The 21,048-nt window shown below is 64.8% G+C and carries 21 protein-coding genes and 2 pseudogenes; 14 read left to right on the top strand and 9 right to left on the bottom strand.

The window, feature by feature from the left end; translation table 11 throughout:
- Positions 1-2 precede the first annotated feature (2 nt).
- From AB4851_RS02075 to AB4851_RS02060, 4 genes are all read left to right on the top strand, one after another.
- Complete coding sequence (locus AB4851_RS02075; RefSeq protein ID WP_414448228.1) at positions 3-1,310, top strand: sel1 repeat family protein; 1,308 nt, start codon at positions 3-5, stop codon at positions 1,308-1,310.
- A gap of 75 nt (positions 1,311-1,385) precedes the next feature.
- Positions 1,386-2,552, top strand: a complete 1,167-nt coding sequence (locus AB4851_RS02070) for a sel1 repeat family protein (protein ID WP_414448227.1) — start codon at positions 1,386-1,388, stop codon at positions 2,550-2,552.
- 63 nt (positions 2,553-2,615) lie between these two features.
- The gene (locus tag AB4851_RS02065) at positions 2,616-2,864 is read left to right on the top strand and encodes a PAAR domain-containing protein (RefSeq protein WP_414448226.1); all 249 of its coding nucleotides are present in this window, start codon (positions 2,616-2,618) and stop codon (positions 2,862-2,864) included.
- A 10-nt stretch (positions 2,865-2,874) separates the two neighbouring features.
- Positions 2,875-4,089, top strand: coding sequence for a hypothetical protein (locus tag AB4851_RS02060; RefSeq protein ID WP_414448225.1), 1,215 nt, complete (start codon positions 2,875-2,877; stop codon positions 4,087-4,089).
- 259 nt (positions 4,090-4,348) lie between these two features.
- Here the strand turns inward: AB4851_RS02060 and AB4851_RS02055 are convergent, their stop codons facing one another.
- Positions 4,349-4,726 carry a hypothetical protein gene (locus AB4851_RS02055; RefSeq protein WP_414448224.1) on the bottom strand — a complete coding sequence of 126 codons (378 nt, stop codon included), beginning with the start codon at positions 4,724-4,726 and terminating at the stop codon, positions 4,349-4,351.
- A gap of 186 nt (positions 4,727-4,912) precedes the next feature.
- Here AB4851_RS02055 and AB4851_RS02050 point away from each other — a divergent pair, with 186 nt between their 5' ends.
- Positions 4,913-7,666, top strand: a complete 2,754-nt coding sequence (locus AB4851_RS02050) for an ImcF-related family protein (protein ID WP_414448223.1) — start codon at positions 4,913-4,915, stop codon at positions 7,664-7,666.
- A gap of 81 nt (positions 7,667-7,747) precedes the next feature.
- On the opposite strand, the gene AB4851_RS02045 is transcribed toward AB4851_RS02050, so the two are convergent.
- On the bottom strand, positions 7,748-9,601 hold the full coding sequence (locus AB4851_RS02045) for an ATP-binding cassette domain-containing protein (protein WP_414448222.1): 1,854 nt from the start codon (positions 9,599-9,601) through the stop codon (positions 7,748-7,750).
- On the bottom strand, positions 9,598-10,473 hold the full coding sequence (locus tag AB4851_RS02040; protein WP_414448221.1) for an extracellular solute-binding protein: 876 nt from the start codon (positions 10,471-10,473) through the stop codon (positions 9,598-9,600). The genes AB4851_RS02045 and AB4851_RS02040 overlap by 4 nt, the downstream gene beginning before the upstream one ends.
- Positions 10,474-10,620: 147 nt before the next feature.
- Between AB4851_RS02040 and AB4851_RS02035 the strand changes: the two genes are divergently transcribed.
- The 4 genes from AB4851_RS02035 (at position 10,621) to AB4851_RS02020 (ending at position 12,590) form a co-directional block, all read left to right on the top strand.
- Positions 10,621-11,049 carry a TOBE domain-containing protein gene (locus AB4851_RS02035; protein ID WP_414448220.1) on the top strand — a complete coding sequence of 143 codons (429 nt, stop codon included), beginning with the start codon at positions 10,621-10,623 and terminating at the stop codon, positions 11,047-11,049.
- Between the two features lie 8 nt (positions 11,050-11,057).
- The gene (locus AB4851_RS02030) at positions 11,058-11,555 is read left to right on the top strand and encodes a molybdopterin-dependent oxidoreductase (protein WP_414448219.1); all 498 of its coding nucleotides are present in this window, start codon (positions 11,058-11,060) and stop codon (positions 11,553-11,555) included.
- 5 nt (positions 11,556-11,560) lie between these two features.
- On the top strand, positions 11,561-12,133 hold the full coding sequence (locus tag AB4851_RS02025; RefSeq protein ID WP_414448218.1) for a nitrogen fixation protein NifQ: 573 nt from the start codon (positions 11,561-11,563) through the stop codon (positions 12,131-12,133).
- A 133-nt stretch (positions 12,134-12,266) separates the two neighbouring features.
- Positions 12,267-12,590, top strand: coding sequence for a winged helix-turn-helix domain-containing protein (locus AB4851_RS02020; RefSeq protein WP_414448217.1), 324 nt, complete (start codon positions 12,267-12,269; stop codon positions 12,588-12,590).
- A gap of 351 nt (positions 12,591-12,941) precedes the next feature.
- On the opposite strand, the gene AB4851_RS02015 is transcribed toward AB4851_RS02020, so the two are convergent.
- Together AB4851_RS02015 and AB4851_RS02010 are read right to left on the bottom strand one after the other, a co-directional pair.
- Positions 12,942-13,619: a hypothetical protein gene (locus AB4851_RS02015; RefSeq protein WP_414448216.1), complete on the bottom strand. Its 678-nt coding sequence runs from the start codon at positions 13,617-13,619 to the stop codon at positions 12,942-12,944.
- 16 nt (positions 13,620-13,635) lie between these two features.
- Entirely contained in the window at positions 13,636-14,400 is a 765-nt protein-coding gene (locus tag AB4851_RS02010) for a hypothetical protein (protein ID WP_414448215.1), read from the bottom strand.
- Between the two features lie 22 nt (positions 14,401-14,422).
- On the opposite strand from AB4851_RS02010, the gene AB4851_RS02005 reads away from it, so the two are divergent.
- The 5 genes and pseudogenes from AB4851_RS02005 to AB4851_RS01985 all read left to right on the top strand — a co-directional run.
- A complete protein-coding gene (locus tag AB4851_RS02005; protein ID WP_414448214.1) occupies positions 14,423-15,079 on the top strand; it encodes a M24 family metallopeptidase in 657 nt (218 codons plus the stop codon).
- Positions 15,080-15,180: 101 nt separating this feature from the next.
- Positions 15,181-16,122: a 2-hydroxyacid dehydrogenase gene (locus AB4851_RS02000; RefSeq protein ID WP_414448213.1), complete on the top strand. Its 942-nt coding sequence runs from the start codon at positions 15,181-15,183 to the stop codon at positions 16,120-16,122.
- Between the two features lie 229 nt (positions 16,123-16,351).
- Positions 16,352-17,322: pseudogene (locus AB4851_RS01995) on the top strand (ornithine cyclodeaminase family protein).
- 145 nt (positions 17,323-17,467) lie between these two features.
- Positions 17,468-18,376: an Imm72 family immunity protein gene (locus tag AB4851_RS01990; RefSeq protein WP_414448212.1), complete on the top strand. Its 909-nt coding sequence runs from the start codon at positions 17,468-17,470 to the stop codon at positions 18,374-18,376.
- A 347-nt stretch (positions 18,377-18,723) separates the two neighbouring features.
- Positions 18,724-19,036 (top strand): annotated as a pseudogene (locus AB4851_RS01985) (ATP-binding protein); the annotation flags it as partial.
- 207 nt (positions 19,037-19,243) lie between these two features.
- Here AB4851_RS01985 and AB4851_RS01980 read toward each other — a convergent pair.
- From AB4851_RS01980 to AB4851_RS01965, 4 genes are all read right to left on the bottom strand, one after another.
- Positions 19,244-19,426 carry a hypothetical protein gene (locus AB4851_RS01980; RefSeq protein WP_414448211.1) on the bottom strand — a complete coding sequence of 61 codons (183 nt, stop codon included), beginning with the start codon at positions 19,424-19,426 and terminating at the stop codon, positions 19,244-19,246.
- Between the two features lie 176 nt (positions 19,427-19,602).
- On the bottom strand, positions 19,603-20,025 hold the full coding sequence (locus tag AB4851_RS01975) for a hypothetical protein (RefSeq protein ID WP_414440911.1): 423 nt from the start codon (positions 20,023-20,025) through the stop codon (positions 19,603-19,605).
- A gap of 73 nt (positions 20,026-20,098) precedes the next feature.
- A complete protein-coding gene (locus AB4851_RS01970; RefSeq protein WP_414448210.1) occupies positions 20,099-20,428 on the bottom strand; it encodes a hypothetical protein in 330 nt (109 codons plus the stop codon).
- 140 nt (positions 20,429-20,568) lie between these two features.
- Positions 20,569-20,928: a hypothetical protein gene (locus tag AB4851_RS01965; protein ID WP_414448209.1), complete on the bottom strand. Its 360-nt coding sequence runs from the start codon at positions 20,926-20,928 to the stop codon at positions 20,569-20,571.
- Positions 20,929-21,048: the final 120 nt, after the last annotated feature.

Raw genomic sequence — 21,048 nt, 5'->3', positions numbered from 1 at the left:
ACATGAAAATAATCTTCATCGCGATTTCCATCATTTCACTGCTTTTGGCCTGCTCGAAAAAGGATAACCAATTGTCTTCGCAATCCGACATCAACGGTGTCCGCGCAAATCTCGCCTTCGCCTGTGTACACCAAGCAGATCGCCTGCCGCCGCTCGACCCGCAGGCGGACGAGTTTTTTAAATACGGCCTGTATCTTGAGACGCAGGACGGTCCGAAAGACTTCAATAGCGCCGCGCGATATTACCGGATCGCTGCCGCTTACGGTCACTACAAAGCCAATCAAAATCTGCAACGGCTGGTTTCGCAGGGATACGCGGATTCGCCGTACTCCGATGTAGAAACGATTGATCTAGTGGAACAACTGATCAAGGCAGGCGTGCCAGGTGGGTATTACGACATGGGCCACTACCTTGAGCTTGGCTACGGCGTGAAGCAGGACGCTGATGCGGCACGACGATACTTTCGCAAGGCGGCGGACATGGGTAGTCCGGAGGCGCAAGCGTATGTCGCTAATCTGCTCGATCCTATGGATAAGGCTCCCGACATAGCTCGGCAGATGCGTCAATGTGCAGCCGAACAAGGGCATTCAGATTCAGCTAACACCCTGGCTATTGATCTTAAAATCGATAAACACTTTCCGGAGGCCGTCAAAGCTTTTCAAATGGCAGTGGCAGAGGGAGACACGCTGTCGGCCTTGGCTCTTGAGGAGGGGTTCGGGGCGCCTCCTGCGACAAACAGGCCGTATTACCTCGCGTTACCCGGTGATCCGGAGCGATCCCGCCGGTACAAATTGATCGGGAACTTCATCGATCGCAACGACGGTCGCAACCCCAAGGTCCCGGACATCGACAAGATCGTCCCATTGCCGCCTGCCAAGCTGCCGGCATGGGACGGCACATTCCAGTGGCAGAAAGAGCAAGATGCCGCGGTGCCGCCGCCCAAGCCGTCGGAAGAACTGCTCGACCAGCTTGCAAAGGCAAAGCACCTCGATCCGGCAACTGGCTTGCCACTGTCCACTGCTGATTCGAAGACATCGTCGGTGGATGCACCGACAGCGACGCGCGCACGCTTGCCGATCGGAACGACGGCGAGAGCGGGGGCACGCTGCCCCGAGGACGGCGTGTGGTGTGCCCAGATTCGTCCGGGGCTTCAGGCCGATACGACGCGGAACTTCGATCGCGGCGATGTCTTTCCGTTGCTCGATATCTACGAACCTCGTCCGCTGGCGCTTCTCGACAGCGTACTGGGAAAGCGTCGCTATACGACGGACGTGATCTGGAAGCTGATTGCTCATGGAAAAGAAGCGTGATGAAACGATCCGCTTGCGTGAGCGCCTTGGGTTTTATACATACGTCCACCCGCTGGTCGAGTGAGTGCTAAAGCCATGAAGCGCACCGTCCTGACAATCTGTCTGACGATCCTTGTGAGTGCCTGCTCGAACAAGGATCGTCAATTGCCTTCGCAATCCGATATGAACGGCGTTCGTTCGAACCTCGCCTTCGTCTGTGTGCACCAGGCAGATCACCTGCCGCCGCTCGACCCGCAGGCAAACGAATTTTTTAAATACGGTCTGTATCTTGAGAAGCAGGACGGTCCCAAAGATTTCAATAGCGCTGCACGCTATTACCGGATCGCGGCCACTTATGGTCACTACAAAGCCAATCAAAATCTGCAACGGCTGGTTTCGCAGGGATATGCAGAGTCGCCGTACCCGGATGTCGAAACGATTGATCTGGTGGATCAACTGATCAAGGCAGGCGTGCCGGGTGGATATTACGACATGGGGCATTACCTCGAACTCGGCTATGGCGTAAAACAGGACGCTGATGCGGCACGACGATACTTTCGCAAGGCAGCGGACATGGGTAGCCCGGAGGCGCAGGCCTACATTGGCAATCTGCTGGCTCCGATAGATAGGGCACCCGACGTCGCTCGACAGATGCGCCAGTGTGCCGCCGAACAAGGGCACGCAGATGCAGCTGACACCTTGGGTATGGATCTTCAAACTGACAAACTCTTTCCGGAGGCTGTAAAAGCTTTTCAGATGGCGGTGGCAGGGGGAAATACGCTGGCCGCCTTGACGCTTGAGGAAGGATTTGGAGCCCCTCCTGAAACAAACGGATTGTATTACCTCGCGTTACCCGGAGATCCAGAGCGATCCCGCCGGTACAAATTGATCAAGTTGTTTTTAAGGCATAACGACGGTCGCAACCCCAAAGTCCCGGACATCGACAAGATCGTTCCGCTGCCGCCCGCCAAGCTTCCCGCATGGGACGGCACATTCCAGTGGCAGAAAGAGCAGGACGCTGCAGTGCCCCCGCCCAAGCCGTCGGAAGAACTGCTCGACCAGCTCGCGAAGGCAAAGCACCTCGATCCGGCAACCGGCTTGCCGCTTTCGACTGCTGATTCGAAGATCTCGTCGGCGGGTGAATCAACAGCGCACCCGACAAGCGCAGCGACACGATTGACCTCACCCGATAGCGAGCCGCTCACGAAAGAACGCGTGACGATCGGTCAGCTACCCGTATTCCCTGAGGCGCACCACCTTTAAGAATTCGGTGCATGCGCTCAAGCCAATTTTCCGTTTTATTCAACATGATCAGGAGTTTCATTCGTGATTGATCTCATCCGTCTTGGCGACGCCACCGACCACGGGGGCAAAGTCATCAGCGCATCGCACACCATGTGTTACGAGGATCGATACGTCGCGCGCAAGGGCGACGAGGTGACTTGCCCGCAACACGATATCCGCCCGAATCTGATCATCGATGGCGACGAGACGATGCTCGATGAGGGCGTGCCCGTCGCCCGGCATGGCTATCGCGCCATATGTGGATGCCGGCTGATTTCGAGCCTGTTGTGAAAACACGGTCATGCCGGTAGATCTTCCAGACGTAGAGCCGTCAGACGCGCAGCCCAAGCCGCCGCGTGCCATCGTTTGGCTCGGTGTGTTCGTCGTCGTCATGCTCGCTGGCGTGGTGATCGCCTTGCTGACCTGGCCCAAAGGCGAGCCGACCCAGACCGCCTGGTTCTGGGTGCGTCTGCTCGCATTCCCGGCGCTGGCGTGGTGCACGCTGTTTGGCCTGCGCCTTCACTACCACGACGATGAAATCCAGCGCCTTCAGGCACAGCGTGAAGTCCTTGTCGAGGATCGGGAGCGGGCACTGCTGTTCGCGAGCGAGCCGCTCGCCGTGCTGGGCCATGCGTATCTGACCGAGCCGGGCAGCGAGAACCTTGCCGGCAGCATCGCCAATCGCGAACTCGCATTGAGCGCGCAAACCTCGGCTACCGGCACCGATGCGATTCGGCACACAGCCTTGGCGTTCACGGACGATGCGGAAAATCCGGGACGCTACCGAGCCTGCTTCACTGCGTTGATCGAGCGGATTGCCGGTTCCGTGTCGGCGGTACCTGGCAAGGTGCCGTTGCGTGTCTGTTTGCAGTTGCCTGCCGACGTGGATCAGCAAGACCTGCTCGGCGTGTGGCAATCCTGCTGGACTGCGAAGCATCTTCGGCCGGTGATGGCCAAGCTGCTGCCGGCAGCCTCGGGCGTCATGGCGCTGGATGAATGGCTGGACATCCGTGGCGGACCTTCGCTTGAAAAAGCCACGCTGTTCGTTTCGGTGCAACTGCACGATGCACCGCAGCAGTCGAGCGCAGAGGCCGCCGTCGGCGTGCTGCTTGCCTGGGCGCCGCTCGCCGAACGTTGCGCGCTAAACGCACAGGCATTTCTGCACCGCCCCGTGGAGGCCGGGGCATCCGGATTGAATGCCGCGATTTCCTCGGCGTTGCTTTGGGGGAAGGCTACAGCTGCCGAAGTGGGCGACCTCTGGCAGGCCGGGCTATTTTCAACCGATAAAAGTGCGCTGCTTCAGGCAGCGTCGGATACCAAGCTGGCTGTCTCGCAAACGAGCGCGTTCGCTGGCCTGCACGATGTTGATCTGGCCATCGGCAACCCCGGGGTCTGTGCCGGCTGGCTAGCTATTGCACTCGGTATAGAGCACGCGGCACAGCTCGGCGTACAGCAATTCATTGCGTGGCACGAGGGTACGCTGCGGCTCGCCGTGATCCGTGCTTCTCGCGCATAGAAAAATTGGTCTCGAACGTATGAGCACTCGCAAGTTTTGGGGATTCTACATCCTCGTTCCCGCACTCACCGCCGCAGTCGCGCTCTGGGTGTATTTCAAGGGAGCCGGTACGAACGCGTCGCGGGGTCATCAGGTCGGCATGGTTGCGTTCGTTGGCGTGGTGATCCTGATGGCGCGGGCGCTGCTGGCCGGTGCGTGGCGAATCGTGGCCCGGTACGGCCGCAACCCCGCAGCGATTCGTTACGACCGCGATCCATTGTCACGAGTCGGTGCCGCGAAAACGGAAGTGCCGGTCGATCTGAATGCGTACCGGGCAGGAACGCTTCGAGAGATACTGCGCGATCTCCATGGTCGCCGCTGGCGCAAGGCGGATCGCTGGATCCTGGTCGCAGGCGATGAGCCGATCATCAATCGGCTGGCCCCCGGTCTTTCCGACGCGGGGTATGTTGTGACGGGCAACACGGTCTTGTTGTACGCGAAACAGACCTCGAATACGCTCGACACCGCCTGGCTCAACCAAATCCGCCGCCTCCGCACCCGTCGCCCCGTTGACGCGATCGTCGCTGTCACACGCGATCGAGGCTCCGCCACCGCGCCTTTCGGCACCGACGCGCTCACCCGCCAGCTCGCGCGCCACTCGTGCGCTTTACGCTGGGCCGCGCCTGTCTACCTGCTCGATGCCACCGATTTCGGCGGCGAATCGTCGAGCCCCGACGAAGCGATCGGTTTGACTTGGGCGAACGCACGCGTCAACGCAAATGCGCTCGACGCATCGCTACAAGACCTGACCCACTCCCTCGCAGACGCCGGCGTCGTGCGTCTCGTGAACGACACGAGCGACCGCTATCCGGCCGAGCTGTCGCAGCACATCGAGCGTCTTCGTGACGCGCTGTCGGGCCTCGTGCTGCAAACGGCGCAACCCCGAGTCTGGCGGCAGGCGGTGCACGGGCTGCTGTTCGCGCCGTTGTTCAAGGCGCGCGAGCTGGTGCCGCCCGCTTCACTCACGTCGGCGGAACCGGGCAACGACGAACCGGCCATGAGCCCGCAACACCGCACGCTCTGGCAAACCGTCGCCGAGCACAGCCGCAAGATTCACGGCCGGCGCGTCGGCTTCTCGCCGTCGAACACGGTCGCATGGATCTCGACGGGGCTGATCGGCTGCTGGATCGCCGGCACGGTGGCGTCGGGCTTTGCAAACTGCGCGACGCTGCGCGACACGGGTGACACGCTCGCGGCCCTGACAAGCGAGCCGAACCCCACGCGCGCGATGACGCTGCTCGATCGCCTCGACCAGCAGATCGACACGCTCGAAGTCCATCGCCGCGACGGCGCGCCGTGGCTGACGCGCTTCGGCCTGAATCGCGACGGCGTGCTGCTCGACGCGCTGTGGCCCAGCTATGCGAACGCGGCCAGCCGCATCCTTGTGGCGCCGATTCGTCAGCATCTCGAAGCAAATCTGCGTCGGTTGGCGTCGCTGTCGGATGCCGACATCGCCAACGGCGGCAACGTCGGAGTGCAGGCCGCTTACGACACGCTCAAGGCGTATCTGATGCTCACGAATCCCAAGCACGCCGTCGCCGCGTTCCTCGCGCCGCAGCTCGCCGCAACGGCGGCACCGATGCGCCCGGCCAATTCGCCGCTGTCGCCGGGCGCGTGGGACGACCTGCGCCAGCACACGATCGGGTTCTTCGCGGCGCATCTGGGCCGGGGCACGTTGCCGCCGATGACGCCCGACGCTGGCCTCGTTGCCGCGACACGCCAGACGATCATCGGCGTGCGCGGCATCCAGAATTCGACGGACGCGATCTATCAGCAGATCCTCGACGATGCGCAAGCCAAATACCCGCCCGTTTCACTCGCCACGCTGCTCGGCGACACGACGAGCCGCGGCCTGTTCGGCACGACGGCGACGGTGCCGGGCGTGTTCACGCGCGCGGCCTGGGACGAGCGGATCGCAAAGGCGATCGACGATACGAGCGAGCAGCACAACGTGGCCGGTGACTGGGTGCTGCGCCCGGAAGGAAGCCCCGTTGGGGGATCGGATACGAAGGCCGCGCAGGCGGCACCCTCAACACTGAAAGCCCAACTGCGCCAGCGCTATTTCGACGACTACGCGCGTGCCTGGGCCCTGTTTCTCAACAGCCTGCGCTGGCAGCCGGCCGCGACGCTGTCGGCCACGGCCGACCAGTTGACGCTGCTTGGCGACACGCAGCGCTCGCCGCTCGTCGCGCTGATGAACGCGGTTGTCTATCAGGCGGGCGCGGGTGCGAACGCGCGCTCGCTTGCCGACAGCCTGATCGGCAAAGCGCAGCAGCTTGTCGGCGCAAGCGAACAGGATCCGTCGAAGCAGGTGCAGCCGGCGCTTTCACCGCTGGCCACGGCGTTCGGTCCGATCCTGCGCCTGACGGGCAGCGATCTGGTGACGGGCGCGCCCGCCAGCGGCAAGGCCGCCGCGCAGCGCGCCGCCACGGGCGACCTGAGCCTCGCACGCTACCTCGAACGCGTCACGGCGATGCGCTTGAAGGTCTCGCAGATCGTTTCCGGCGCGGACCCCGACGCGATGGCACGTCATGCCGCGCAGTCGGTGCTGCAAGGCAAGACGTCCGAGCTGGCCGAAAGCCGCGACTACGCGGGCCGCCTCGCCGCGAGCCTGGGCGAGCAGTGGTTCGGGCTGGGCGAGCTGTTGCGCGCGCCGTTCCATCAATCATGGCGGGTGGTAGTGCAGCCGGCGGCCACGAGCCTGAACGAGATGTGGCGCACGGCGATCGTCGCGGACTGGAACCGCACGTTCGGCGGACGCTATCCGTTCGCCGATTCGGACAACGATGCTTCGTTACCCGAAATGTCGCGCTTCATGAGCGTCGATAACGGCGTGATCACGCAGTTCGTGACGACGCAGCTGGCCGGTGTCGTCGAGCGTCAGGGCGACCGGTGGGTCGTGTCGCAGGGTGGCGACCACGGTGCGCTGACGATCGATCCCGGCTTTCTCGCGAGCCTGAACCGCCTCACGCGGGTGGCGACCGTGTTGTTTCCGTCCGGCGACGCACAGGTGCGATACGAGTTGCAGGCGGTGCCGACCCCGGGCGTGACAGACATGCGCTTCGTGCTGTCGGGCCGCGAGCTGCATTACTTCAACCAGAAGTTGGCATGGACGCCGTTCGCGTGGCCTGGGCAATCGCTGGAAAACCTGTCGCACATCGAATGGCAGACCGAGCAGGGCGGCTTGCGCACGGCGCTCGACGAACAAGGCCGGTTCGGGCTGGTCCGGCTGCTGGAGCGCGCGAAGGTGACGCAGCAGGACAACGCGCGTTATCTGCTGACCTGGATGCCGAGCACGAGCCTGGGCATGCCGTTGCGCGTGCAACTACGCAGCGAGGCGGGAGCCGGCCCGCTGGACGTATTGCAACTGCGGCATTTCACGCTGCCGGCGCGGATTTTCGTGACCGGGGCGGCGGCAGGGAAGTCGGGGCCGAAGTTATCGGCCGTCAATCCGCCGCCGTTGCCGGCGTTTATGGTCGAGGCGGCGAAGCAGGCGGCGATGCCGTTGCCGGGGGGCGGGCAATCGAGTGCCGAATGACATGACGGGCGGGTGATTCGACACCTGCTTTTCCGAGTGGTGGCTGAAAGCCGATCGCGTACCCAGCCCCCGTTCAAACTGTCAATCCGCCATCACCCACACGCTGACGCTGTCCGCATCGACGCTCACGCGGCATGCGGCGTCGGCATCCGCGATGTCCGCATTTGCCGCGACATCGAAGATCCATCCACCCAACTGCACGCGCGCGTAGCGTTCGCCGTCGCGCAATTCCGACGATTCGATGCGCGCCGCGTACGCGTTCGGGTGATCGTCGCCGACCAGCCGAATCGCCCGCGGCGCCACGCGCCACATCGTGCGCGCCCCCACCGCGAGCGTGCGGTCGGCCGTGTCGATCACCACGCCCGCACCGATCCCGATGCGCCCCGGCGCCACGATCTCGCCCGCGCCCACGTTGCGCAGGCCGAGCAGCTCGGCCACGCGCGGGTTGGCCGGTCGGGTGAACACTTCCGCCACCGGCCCGGCCTGCAGCGTTTCGCCGTGATCGATGACGAGCACGTCGTCGGCCAGTTGCGCGGCCTCGTCGGGATCGTGCGTGACGATCACCGTCACCGCGCCGATCTCGCGCTGCAACGCGCGCAGCGAGCGCCTCAATGCGCGGCGGCGCGGCGTGTCGAGCGCCGAGAACGGTTCGTCGAACAGCAGCAGATGGCTGTGCCGCGTCAGCGCCCGCGCGAGCGCGACGCGCTGGCGCTGGCCGAGCGACAACTGCCGCGGCAGCCGGCGCATCAACGCGTCCAGCCCGAGATGGCCGGCCCAGTAACGCGCAGCCACCGGGTCCGCATCGGCCGGAAAGCTCAATTGACGCGCCACCGTCATGTGCGGGAACAGCCCGTAATCCTGCGGCATGTAGCCGATCTGGCGCTGCTCGGGCGGCAGCGCGCCCAGTTCGGTCGCGCCGAGCCGCACGCTGCCTTCATCGTTGTGCTCCAGCCCGGCGATCAGGCGCAGCGCCAGCGATTTGCCCGAGCCGGACGGCCCGACGATCGCGAGCCGCCGCGACGCGGGCGTCCAGTCCACCGCCAGCCGGAACGTGCCGAGCCGCTTGCGCAGCCGGATCGCGAGCCGCAGTTCGGGCGCGTCGGCGTCGGGCGGCGTGCCGCTGCGCGCGAGCGGCGGCGCGTCGCCGTTTTCGGCGGTGTCGGTGTCGATGTCGGCGGCCTCGCGCCGGCCGAAGCGCACGATCGACAGCATCGCGCAGGCGATCGCGATGGCCAGCGTGGGCAGCAGCAGCGGCATCATGGCCGGCAGCCCGAGGCTGCCGAACATCACGTAGGTATAAACCGGCAGCGAATACGGGTGATACGCCACCATCACGGTCGCACCGAATTCGCCGAACGCGCGCAGCCAGGCCAGCGCGAGGCCGGCGCGGATCGCGGGCCAGGCGGCCGGCAGCGCGACGCGCATGAAGCGGCTGCCGGCGCGATGGCCGAGCGTGGCGGCCACATCCTCGAACACCGGGTCGATCGCGCCGAACGCCGAGCGCGCGGCGACGATCAGGAACGGCGCGGCCACGAACGTTTCGGCGAGCACGATGCCCGCGAACGAATCGGTCAGCGCGCCGTGGGTCCACTGGCCGAGCGGGCTGTACGGCCCGAACAGGAACAGCAGCAGCACGCCGCTGGTCAGCGGCGGCAGCGCCAGCGGCAACTGCACGACGAAGCCGAGCGGCGCGGCGGCCTTCGAGCCCGAGCGCGCCAGCCAGTAGCCGAGCGGCACGCCGCACACCAGCGTGATCAGCGCGGCCAGCGTGGCGCTGCCGGCCGACACGGCCACCGCCGACCAGGTGGCGCCCCAATCGACGCTCGCCCAGTCGGCCTCGCCGATCTGCGGGATGCTGGCGACGAACGGCGCGAGCAGGTAGACCGCGAGCAGCAGCGCCAGCAGGCGCAGCGGCCCGGCCACGCGTCGCGTCATTGCGCGGCGTCGATCACGGCCTGCAGCGACGGCGGCAGCGCCTGCGCATTGCCCTTGACGGTCGGCTTGACCACGTCCACGCCGTGCGCCTTCAGCAGCTCGCGGCCCTTGGCGCTCAGCAGGAAGTTGGCGAAGCGCGACGCGCCGTCCTTGTTCTGCGCATCCGAGAGGATGGTCAGCGTGTAGCTGGCCTGGATGTGCAGTTCAGGCGCGGGCGCGATGGCGGGGATCTTCAGGTCGGAGGTTTCGGTCGAGTAGAAGAAGCCCGCGTCGAGCTGGCCCGATTGCAGGCGGCCGACCAGCGTTTCCTCCGGCAGCACCTGCTCCGGGTTCTCCGGCGTGCCGAGCGTCTTCTCGACGAGGTCGGGCTGGTGATAGAACTCGGCGGCCTTGGTCATCATCTCCACCGTGAACGCGCCCTTCGGGTCGAGCTTCGGATCGGTGCGGCCGATGCGGATGCCCGGCTCCTGCAGCACCTGATCCCAGCGCTTGGTCTTGAATTCCTTCGCGAAACGGCTCTTCGGGTTGTAGCCGATCATCAGCGGCGACTGCGCGAAGTTGACGTACCACGACGTGTGATCGCCGTTGGCCTCGCCCATCAGGCTGGCATTGACCTTCGGGCTGGCGCTGATGAACACGTCGCCGCGGCGCAGCTTGCCCTTGATTTCATTGGCGATCTTGTTCGAGCCGGCGGCGTAGCCACGGAAGTGCAGGCCGGTTTCCTTCTCGAACGCCGGGCCGACGCTGCGCTCCATCAGATTGACCAGCGAACCCGCGTACAGCACGTTGACGGTGTCGTTATCGGCGGCGTGCGCGGTGGCGACGAATGCGCTTGCGACGACGGCGCCGCAGACCAGCAGCTTGCGAAACATGGCTTACTCCGTAGCGTTATAAAGGTCGGTATATTACGGTGCTTACACGACATTTTGTCGGAATCGACGATGCAGCATGCGTTTACACTGGGCGTCCCTGCATCGCGGGCCACGCCGGCCCGCGGCATTCGATTTCAGGAGACAAGCATGCGCACCAGTGCCCGTAACCATTTCGTCGGACAGATCGTCGAGGTCAAGCCCGGTGCCGTCAACGACGAAGTGACGCTGCGCGCCGATGACGGCCTGGAGATCGTCGCGATCGTCACGCACGGCAGCGCGCAGTCGCTGGGCCTTGCGGCCGGCGTGGAGGCGTTCGCGCTGGTGAAGGCGTCGTCGGTGCTGGTGATGGTGGACGTGGATGCCGATCGCGTGTCGGCGCGCAACTGCGTGGCTGGCAGTGTGGCCGCCGTCACCAAGGGCGCGGTCAACGCCGAGGTGGCGATCACCGCGCCGGGCGGCGCGCAGGTCGTCGCGATCGTGACGAACGACAGCGTCGAGCGCCTCGGCCTGGCCGTCGGCAAGCCGGCCAGCGCGATCTTCAAGGCGTCGAGCGTGATCGTCGGCGTCGAAGGCTGAGCGGCGCGATGTCCTCCACCGAAACCGCCGCCGCGCCGCTGCTGCCCGGCCACCCCGGCGCGGGCATCGTGCAGGTGACGGGCGACGTGCTGCGGCCGATGTCGCTCTCGCTTGCCGATCTGGCGGCGCTGCCGGCCACCGTCTGCGAGCCGTTCGCGCTGCGCTGCTTCACGAGCGGGCGCTATATCCGCGACGTCGAGCGCTATCGCGGCGTGCGGCTCACCGAACTGTTCACGCTGGCCGGGCTGCACGATCCGGCCAGCGGCGATTTCAAGCGCACCGTGTTGCTCGCGATCGGCCACGACGGCTATGCCGTCACGTTCTCGTGGCACGAGCTGTTCAACACCGCGATCGGCGAGCAGGCGATCGTCGCCTATGAATGCGGTGGCGAACCGATGCGTGCCGAGGGCGGGGCGCCGTACCTGTTCTCGGGCGCGGACATTTCGCCCGCGCCGCGCCATGTGAAGCGGCTCGCGTCGCTGGTGGCGCGGGTGCTGACGGTGTGAGCGTGGTGTCCGTCGCTTCGGGCAGCGAGCGTGCCGGCGATGCCGCGCTGTTCGCGGCGCTGATCCGTGCGCGCAGCGGCGATGCAGGCGGCGACGCAGGTGGCGACCCGTGCGGCGAGCTGGCGTGGCTCGGTCTGTCGCACGAGGTGTTCGCTTGCTTGCTGGCGCGGCATGGTTTGCCGGATGTCGCTGCTGCGTGGGTCGAGCCGGTGTTGCCGGTTTCCCATGCGGCGTTCGTCGATGCGTTGCGCATTCGCTTGCTGGCCGACGCCAGCCCCGAGGTCGATGCCGACGACGCCCGCTGCCTGGCCAGCATCGTGTCGCATGCGTGCCTGCGTCCCGATCATCTGTGGCGCGACCTCGGCCTCGACGGCCGTGAGGCCGTATCCGCGATGCTGACGCGTTTTTTTCCGGCCGTGGCGGCGCGCAACACCGGCGCGCTGCGCTGGAAGAAATTCCTCGCGCAGGATCTCGCGCTGTCGCGCGGCGAGGCTCCGGCGCCCGCGCCGGGTTGTCCCGGCTGCGAGGATTACGGGCAGTGTTTTCCCGCGTTGCAGGGCCGCGCTTCGCCGCACTGACCCGCCGATCCCTTCGTGTATCCTTGGGCGCATGACCCATCCCGACCTTCCGCCCTCGACCGATTCCGCCGGCGCTCCGCCGGCTTCCGATTCGTCTTCCGAGCTGTCTTCCGCACCGCAGGTGAATTTCCGGATGCGCATCCGTCGCGGCCAGACGGTCGCGCTCGGCCCCGGCAAGGTCACGTTGCTCGAAGCCGTGCACGAGCACGGTTCGATCTCGGCCGCGGCGCGGCATCTCGGCATGTCCTACCGGCGCGCGTGGTTGCTGATCGACGAACTGAACCGCTCGCTGCGCTCACCCGCCACGCATTCCGAGCAGGGCGGCGCGAGCGGCGGCGGCTGCACGCTGACGCCGGTCGGCGAGCAGATCGTGCGGCTCTATCGCGAGATCGAGGAGGAAGCGCAGCGCCACTGCGCGAAGCAGCTCGCCGTGTTGACGGAGATGATGCAGCCCTGAGGGGCTGATGACGGCGGGCGCGGTTGGCTGACGATGTGGCGCGGCGTGACGAAGTTGAAGTGAATGGCTGCCCTGGCCGCGCTGCCATGCGCGATCGCGCTGGCTTCCTGCTTCGCAGTTGGATCGATTGCGACCGAACCGATTGCCACCGGACCGCTTGCTGCTGGCTCGACAGCGGTCGAGCCGATTCCCGTTTGTCCGCTTGCCACCTAACCGAGATTGCGGCCGAGCCGATTGCAGCCGGATTCATTGCCGCTGGCTCGATTGCTACCGCCCCGCTTGCCGCCGAGCCAATCCCCGTCGAGTTAATCCGCTGAACCGATTCCCGCCCCGGTTTGGCTATCCCGCCGATCAGCCGTGCCGCGTGCCGAACGCCTGTCCGGTCGCGCGTTCGGCTTCGCGCTCGGCCGCGCGAGCGTGCGCGGCGATCGCATCCACCACCAGCGCCAATTGCGCCGTGCGGATTCGGCACAGCGGCACCGCCTGCGCCTCGCAGGCCGCGTTCAACATGGCCTGCGCATCGGCATCGACGCGATCGGCCGCCAGCACCACCAGGTCGGCATCGCCCACCAATCGCTGCCACACGGCGGACGTTGCTTGCGCGCCGTCGTACACGGCGACCGAGCCCCCAGCCGCGCCCACGAGCCGAGCGATCGCCGCGTTCGATCCGGGCCGCCCGCCGACATAGACGATCCTTCGCCCGCGCATCGCCCGCAACGACGGCCGCGCGAAATCCACCTGCCCTGCATCCGCCTCGAACGCCTGTTCGAGCACGGCGGCCTCGCGCTTGGCCGTGTTCAACGCGTGGAGCGCATCGTCGAGCTGCTCGCGCAGCATTTGCACGCGCGCCTGTTCGATCTCGCGCTGGTGTTCGGCGGCTGCAGCGCGGCTGGCCAGGACGACCGCGTTCGCATCGCGTTCGGCGAGCGCGCGCCGCAGCCGCGCGAGTTCGGCCTGCGCGGCTGTGGCATCGACGGCGAGCGTACCGCACGAGGCGAGGGCATCGCCGGCCGTCGCGACATGCTGCATCGGCGACGCCGCCATCTCAGGCGAGCGATCCGGCAATGCCGACATCGCTGACATCGGGTTCGGCGCAAGCATCACGCTCGACGGCGAGGCGGCGCGACGGCCGGCGGGGCGAAGCGGCGGCGTGTCCATCGTCGGCCTCTTTCGGTGAGCGGGCGGCGGCGAGCGAGTCGCGCGTCCGGCTTTCGAGTACGTGTTCGACGCATAAGCCGACCAGCTCGGCGTCGAGCCGTTCGAGCGACAGCGCCGCCTCGCGCAGCGCGGCGGGGCCGGCCGCGGGGGGCGGCGCGAAGATCACGTCGCGGAACGTCTCGGCGCGCGCGACGCGCTCGATCAGGTGCTGCAAGTCGGTCAGACGGCGAAACCGCGCGCGCTTGGCGCTGACGGCGAGCGCTACCAGCAGCATGTCGAAGCGCCGTGCGTCGTGGCCCGCGTGGGCCGGCGCGGCCGCGCCCTCGGCGAACAGCGCGACGAAGCGCAGCAAGCTGCCGCGCAGCCGTGCGAACGCGTCCACCACGTCGACGATCAGGGCCGCCCGTTGCGCGTCGTCGCGCCGCCGAACCGCCACGATGCGCGACGACAGTTCGCCGTGCCGGATGTCCTCGTCCGTCCAGTGTGTAGAGATGCTCATGCGCTTGTCGTGCCGCATGCCGCGCCCGGCCACGAGGGCCGCCGCGCAGCCGGCACGATCCTGTCGATCGGGTTGCGAGATGTCACGTAATATACAACAGAATATAACGCTGGCGATCCGGAGCCGTTTTTCGGAGGCCGGCGCGGCCAGCAATCGACGAACGGGTGAGCAAGCAATGGAAGACACGAAGCAGGCGGTGGGCGAGCGGTTTTCGATGGACGCGATGCGGCATGCGCGCGCGATGACGTGGCGCGCGGTGGAGGCGATGGCCGACGAGATCCACGTGGGAATGCGCGAATCGGAGGCGAACGCGCGCTGCAAGGCGCTGCTCGGCGAAATGGGCATGGATCGGCTCTGGCATCCGGTGCTAATCCGGTTCGGCGCGAACACGCTGAAAACCTTCAAGCAGCAGCCCGAGGGCGACCCGGTGCTCGGCGAGCACGACATCTTCTTCGTCGATCTCGGCGTGGTCTGGCAAGGCCACGAGGGCGATGCCGGCGCGACGTTCGTGGTGGGCGGCGACGCCGAGCAGCAGGCCTGCGCGCGGGCCGCGAAGACGGTGTTCGACGAAGTGGAGGCGCACTGGCGCGCGACCGGCGCGGGCGGCGCGGCGCTGTACCGCTACGCGGCCGAGCGGGCCGAGGCGCACGGCTGGCGGCTCAACGTCGACATCAAGGGGCATCGCGTCAGCGATTTTCCGCACGCGATCTACCAGGCCGGCAATCTCGGTGATTACGAAGGCGTGCCGGCCAGCGGGCTGTGGGTGCTGGAAATCCAGATCGCGCATCCGAGCCGGCCGTTCGGTGCGTTCTACGAGGATCTGCTGATCTGACCTGACGGTGTGGCCCGGCGCTTGCCAGTTTGACGTCAGCCGCGGCCGATTGCCGCTTGCTACACTGGCCGGTATCTTCCGATCCCACCCCGATACCCGACATGAAACTCAGCCTGCTGGTCCTGATCGCCGCGCAAGACGATGCCCTCGCGCGCCTCGCCGATGCCTACGAACTGATCTACGCGCCCGATGCGGCTACTCGCGAGCAGGCGATCGCCACGCATGGGGCCGACGTGCAACTGGTGCTGACCAACGGCACCACCGGGTTGTCCGAGGCGGACCTGGCGCGCCTGCCGAAGCTCGGTTTCCTGCATGCGCTCGGCGTCGGCTACGAGAACCTGCCGGTGGCGGCGGCCCGCGCGCGCGGCATCGCGCTGGCGCACGGCGTGGGCGCCAACGACGATTGCGTGGCCGACCACGCGTTCGCGCTGCTGCTGGCCGCCGTGCGCGGCGTGGTGCGGCTCGATGCGGCGTGCCGGGCCGGCGTGTGGCGCGACGCGTTGCCGATGGAGCCGAACTTTTCGGGCAAGCGGCTCGGCATCGTCGGGTTGGGGCGGATCGGCGAGAAGGTCGCGCGCCGTGCCGCTGGTTTCGACCTGGAAGTCGGCTATCACAACCGCCGCCCGCGCGAGGGCGCCGCCGCGCTGCGCTATTTCGATGCGCTGACCGATCTGGCGAGCTGGGCCGATTACCTGCTGGTGGCCACGCCGGGCGGCGCGCAGACGCGCCATCTGATCGACGCCGCCATCCTCGATGCGCTCGGCCCGCGCGGCTTCCTCGTCAATGTGTCGCGTGGCAGCACCGTGGATACCGCCGCGCTGGCCGCTGCGTTGCGCGAAGGGCGCCTGGCCGGCGCGGGCCTCGACGTCTACGAAAGCGAACCCGCGCCGCCCGCCGAGTTGATCGACCTGGACACCGTGGTGCTGACGCCGCACGTGGCCGGCACTTCGCCCGAGGCGCGCGACCGCACTATCGACCTGTTCCTCGACAACGCCGCGCGCCATTTCGCCGGGCAGCCGTTGCTCACGCCGCTCGACGCCTGAGCCATTTTTCGCACGAAAACGGCCCGAAACTCACTATTTCCTGCATCGAACTGGCCTAAACGGCCGATGCGAAGTGATGTCGCGCAATGCGAAGTTCGTGCGAAGCCGCTTCGCGTCCGGTTATTGGATGAAATGTAGATAACTGGAAAAAATGTATAATTCGATGTGATGATGGGTTGGCCATTTGGTCGATCCACCGCCATACCGAACCCGAAGGAGCGCCACGCCGATGAGAACCGATGCCGAACTGCTGTTGCTGGACACGCATGTGGTGGAAAGCCTGCTGCAACCCGACGATGTGCTCCACGCTGTCGCGGACGCGTTCGATCTGCACCGGCGCGGCGCGGGCCGCGTGTTTCCGGTGATTCGCGAGCCGCTGGCCACTGGCGGCGTGTTCGGCATCAAGGCCGGCGACGTGGCCGGCGAGGCGCTGCTCGGCTTCAAGGCGGCCGGCTTCTGGCCGGCCAACCGCGAACTGGGCGGCGAGCCGCATCAGGCCACCGTGATGCTGATCGACCCCGCCACCGGCCGGCCGCGCTGCGTGATCGACGGCAACGCGATCACCACGCTGCGCACCGGCGCGGCTGGAGGCCTCGGCCTGCGCGCGCTGGCGCGGGGCGACAGCGGGAGCGTCTGTGTATTCGGGACCGGCGTGCAGGCGCGGATTCAGTTGAATTTCGCGTTGCGGATGCTGCCGTCGATCACGACGGTGCGCTATGTCGGTTCGCGCGGGGAGGCCAATGAGGCGTTCGAGGCGCTGTTTCGCGAGCGTTGCGCGATTTCGGCCGCCAGCGATGCCGATGCGGCGGTGGCCGATGCCGACATCGTCATCACTGCCACACCGGGCGGCCGCGTGCTGTTCGAAGCGAGCGCCGTGCAGCCGGGCACGCATATCAATGCGGTGGGCGCCGATACGCAAGGCAAGCGCGAGTTGCCGGACGGTTTGCTGGCGCGGGCGCGGCTCGTGGTGGACGACCGCGAGCAGGCGCGCCGGATCGGCGAGGCGCAGTGGGCGGCGGAGCAGGATTGCGTTGAACTCGGCGAATTGCTGGCCGCGCCGGCGTCGTTCGTGCGGGCGCGCGAGGACATCACCGTGTTCGACATGACCGGGCTGGCGCTGCAGGATCTGACCGTGGCGCGGATGTTGGTGGAGCGGGCGAGGGCGGCGGGGGGGGGACGCGGGTGGCTTGGCCTTGGTGAGGGGGCTGCATGGGGGCGGTAGATGTGGGGGCTTGGGTCGATGTCATGCTTCTTGGTGAGGCTGATGCGCTAGCGATCGGCCAAGACCAGATACGAGCGCGACGCCCGACGCGGGCAAACAATCGATGGATGGATACGCACCACGATGCTGAATACGTTGACCATGACCGAGGTGGAAGAGCGGGACGCGCGCGCCAAGGCGTTCTACCTGATCAAGAAGTGGACGAGCCTCACCTATCTGGAGCATGCGGTTCGGCTGTATCGGGATTTTCTCGATGCCTACGCCAGACAACTCGATACGCCGAGGCCCAATCAGGAAGAGCTCAAGGCAGCTTATCAGTGCGACTTCCTCGGCGCGTTGGCAAAGATGGATCGGGGTATCGATACATTGCGCCAGGGCCTCGATAAGCGATCGGCCTACGATGCGCTGATTACCGGAAGCGAGCAAGGCGGCAACCTCCTGTTTGGGCGAAGTGCGGAGGAACTCGGTAGAAGGTACGATCCGTTTTTTCTGGCCTTGGGCTTGAAGAACAACACCTATCGGGATCCGGAATATGCCACCGGGTGGGTACACGGTGTCTGGATCGAGCAATTGATGTGCGACGCGCTGGATTGCTCGATCGGATTCGGGTTTCAAGGGCTGATGGCCCACGAAACACACACGGGAAGGGGAACTCGCGTGTTCGAGTACTGGACCTATGAATCGCTGTTTCAGGATGTGCCGCTTCCTGCATGGCGATATTGGCCGCCAGGACGCAGCTATCCGGCGGATCTTCCCGCCTGCCCGCCGAAGAACGAATCCCCGGCAGGGGAGGTCGAGAGCGGTGAGGACATTCCCATCGAGGGAATCTGGGAGCCGTGGTTCCCGGGCGGTAAGGTTGGGTGTCCGAATTACTTCGTGAAGGGCAGCATCGCTCGCAAATATCTGCTGGAAGGGACGAACGACGAGCATGTCGTGCACTGGCGATTGCTGTGGGAAGACACGCGTTATCGTGATGGCGGTATTCCCGAGGAAGAGGCGACTTACTTCGCCAAAGAATATCCTGCTGACTAGCTTGAGAGGCTTGCCTGGGGAAAGCTGTCCGTGTTGCGTAGCTTCGGCTCTTATGACCGCGCTTCCCGCGAGCAACTAATCCCCGAAGCCACCACCGTCTCCCCTATTTGCTGTCCGTGCATCCAATCACGTCGATCGACGTAATGGTTCGGGACGTGTCCGTGTGGACGAAGATGTCGCACAGGTGATGGAGCGTCTTGAGCCGCTGATATTCGCCCACGGGCTCGTAATTATCTTGATGATAGATGGGAGCGGACCCGACGCCAAAACCAGCGGGTGTAGCGCCGATCTGCGTCGTGCCGGTATATCGCTCCCCCGTTTGAACCCACGTCAGGTACGGATCGTCACTGATCGGGCCGACTGGCGCGGGCAAGACCCATCTACCCGCAGGAATTGGCGTACAGGCGCTCGAGCATTGCCGCCGGCGTGGGTGCTTCTTCTCCACCATGGAGCAGGTCAATGCGCTTGAACAGGAGACGCTTGTGAGTAAGGCGGGCCACTTCGCCGGCGATCTCGTGGTGCTGGACGAACTCGGCTACCTATCCTTCAGCCAGACGGGCGGTGCGCTGCTGTTCCAACTGCTTGGCAAGCTTTACAAACGCCAGCAGCACCACTACCACCAACCTGAGCTTGGCCGAATGGGCCAGTGTGTTCGGCAATGAAGGCCATTAACGTCCACTCGAATGCAAAACTCGGCCACTCGCCGAGTCTCGACGAGTGACCGTTGATGGCCGGAAGCGGCCCGGCGCGACCGACCGTAGCCGACCCTGAGCGGTTCTTCGCAGTTCTCCAGAACAGACGTTCACTGCGAGCTAAAGTGCCAACGCGGTTTCTTGGAGAACAGTATGAATAAAGGGACTTATGCTTCTATTGGCTTTGAGCGTCCTGCTGGTGATGTTCGGGCTTCATCAATTCCACTGGCAAGGTGTGAACCTTTGCAATGGCAAAGGCGGCAGGTTTGTTTGTAGCCATAGCCAGTGATAAGTCCTCCTGGAAAATCGCTTTGAATTTCGGGTCACGACCGAATTCAAAGCGATTTTCCAGAAACACTCACTTATCCGAATCCACAAGCCAATTGTCAGTCGACCACCTATGCGGGATCGTCGAGCGGCTTTACCCTTCCCGAGTAGCCGCCAAGCCAATACGGCGCGATCTGGGGGGCGATTTCCTGGAGCGCCGCATTCAGCATGCGTTTTCACACAGCCTCGCCGGAAGGGGCTCCCACGCTAAAAAGCTGAACAGCACGCGCGGCACTCGCTGCGAAACGGCACGCGGGTCATATAGTCGCCGTCCCAAAAGACATCGCACAGCCCGCTCCAGCTGACTTCAAGAAGCCTCTCGTGCAAACGGCCAAAACTTAGCGTCGCATCATAGACGTCGTGATGCCCGAATACGTATAGCAACCCAAGTTCGGGATGTGGATACGAAGCGTCTGTCTTGTGCTCCCATGACGTACTCATGCCCTGCAGTTCTTCGGCAGTATGCGCGTGCATGTTGAAGCCCTGGTGGTAGAGCCGAGGTGTCCACAGCTCGCCGTCAAACTCTTGGGGCTTCGCCTCAATTTCGAGCGACCATATGCCGCCACAGTAGTGCAAATTCGCCGTTGCGACCTCGAAACTCCGGTTCCGCAAGAAGATGAAATTATTCATGCTGCTCCGATTTCCTGAACGTCCGGTTCCGCCGAACGGTGACCCAACTTAGAGGTCGACATGCACGGTCAGATTATTCATAGATTTCTCCTGATATTAAAATGTCAGCTGCGCGTCTCCAAGGGTTTTCAGGCGGTGTGTAGTATTTCAGGCCTTTCCTCGATGCATCTGCCCACGCACACGATGCTTCGAGAAAGGGGCCTATAGAATCATTTTCCCAGCCCAAGGCACCGCTTGAATAGGGTGAAGATGGGTTGCTCGCTTCAACTTCGGCTTCAGTGAACCAGTCAGTGGCCAGATGTGCCAGAAATGCAAGGAAGGAACGTTCGTCGGCAACTTGTTCCAGCGCGTTGTTTAGCTTCGTCGCCATCTCGGCCTTCAACTCGTCTAATTTGCTCCCCATGCGAGCCCCCTCTAGTAGTCACGTCAAGCAGAAATTGTCACCGATCTAGGAGGCGGCGTCGAATGTCCCAAACTGGCCGGAAGTCGTCTCACGCCATGGCAGTCTTGGCCTCGAAATAGGCGATCCGCAATCGAACCGGTTCAGTGCGTGCCCACCAGATTCGTATGCATCAAAGAAAGATCGATCCGGCCAGGTTCGGAATCGACGGCATGAACCGTCAGAACGCGTATGCCGAGCGGGCCGAGCAGGGAATGCACAATGGACAATCGACTGATCGGCCCGCCGTGCTTTGGAAAGAGGGGGGAGGTCAAGCAAACCGTCACATTGCGGCTAACGACCGGGTCGAGCCACTGGACCGCATTGGTACATCCCTTCCGATATGTCGATTCTACGGTCGCTTCGTAGTACATATCTGTTTTAGCCGATAACCTGACCACCAGCGTTTCAACACCCGTGGCCAATAGCCAGAAGGCCAGGCAGTTGAGCGTGCCGAACGTCAAGATCAAAGCGACAATTTGTGATGGCAGGGCAGGCAGTCCGACGGTGCCTCGCTGATGGCTGCTTCGCCGACGAAGATGATGGCGAACGCCAGAGCGCGAGCCATAGAAATGTTGCCAGGA

This window comes from Burkholderia sp. 22PA0099, assembly GCF_047497165.1.
Lineage (GTDB): Bacteria > Pseudomonadota > Gammaproteobacteria > Burkholderiales > Burkholderiaceae > Burkholderia.
This window is presented reverse-complemented; position numbering and strand designations above follow the sequence as displayed.

Coding starts and splice junctions, on each gene's coding strand:
- AB4851_RS02035 (WP_414448220.1), top strand. CDS start 10,621: ATGCGCACCAGTGCCCGTAACCATTTCGTCGGACAGATCGTCGAGGTC.
- AB4851_RS01970 (WP_414448210.1), bottom strand. CDS start 20,428: ATGGGGAGCAAATTAGACGAGTTGAAGGCCGAGATGGCGACGAAGCTA.
- AB4851_RS02045 (WP_414448222.1), bottom strand. CDS start 9,601: ATGACGCGACGCGTGGCCGGGCCGCTGCGCCTGCTGGCGCTGCTGCTC.
- AB4851_RS02060 (WP_414448225.1), top strand. CDS start 2,875: ATGCCGGTAGATCTTCCAGACGTAGAGCCGTCAGACGCGCAGCCCAAG.
- AB4851_RS02005 (WP_414448214.1), top strand. CDS start 14,423: ATGGAAGACACGAAGCAGGCGGTGGGCGAGCGGTTTTCGATGGACGCG.
- AB4851_RS02020 (WP_414448217.1), top strand. CDS start 12,267: ATGCGCATCCGTCGCGGCCAGACGGTCGCGCTCGGCCCCGGCAAGGTC.
- AB4851_RS02070 (WP_414448227.1), top strand. CDS start 1,386: ATGAAGCGCACCGTCCTGACAATCTGTCTGACGATCCTTGTGAGTGCC.
- AB4851_RS02000 (WP_414448213.1), top strand. CDS start 15,181: ATGAAACTCAGCCTGCTGGTCCTGATCGCCGCGCAAGACGATGCCCTC.
- AB4851_RS02075 (WP_414448228.1), top strand. CDS start 3: ATGAAAATAATCTTCATCGCGATTTCCATCATTTCACTGCTTTTGGCC.
- AB4851_RS01975 (WP_414440911.1), bottom strand. CDS start 20,025: ATGAATAATTTCATCTTCTTGCGGAACCGGAGTTTCGAGGTCGCAACG.
- AB4851_RS02015 (WP_414448216.1), bottom strand. CDS start 13,619: ATGCAGCATGTCGCGACGGCCGGCGATGCCCTCGCCTCGTGCGGTACG.
- AB4851_RS02040 (WP_414448221.1), bottom strand. CDS start 10,473: ATGTTTCGCAAGCTGCTGGTCTGCGGCGCCGTCGTCGCAAGCGCATTC.
- AB4851_RS01990 (WP_414448212.1), top strand. CDS start 17,468: ATGCTGAATACGTTGACCATGACCGAGGTGGAAGAGCGGGACGCGCGC.
- AB4851_RS02030 (WP_414448219.1), top strand. CDS start 11,058: ATGTCCTCCACCGAAACCGCCGCCGCGCCGCTGCTGCCCGGCCACCCC.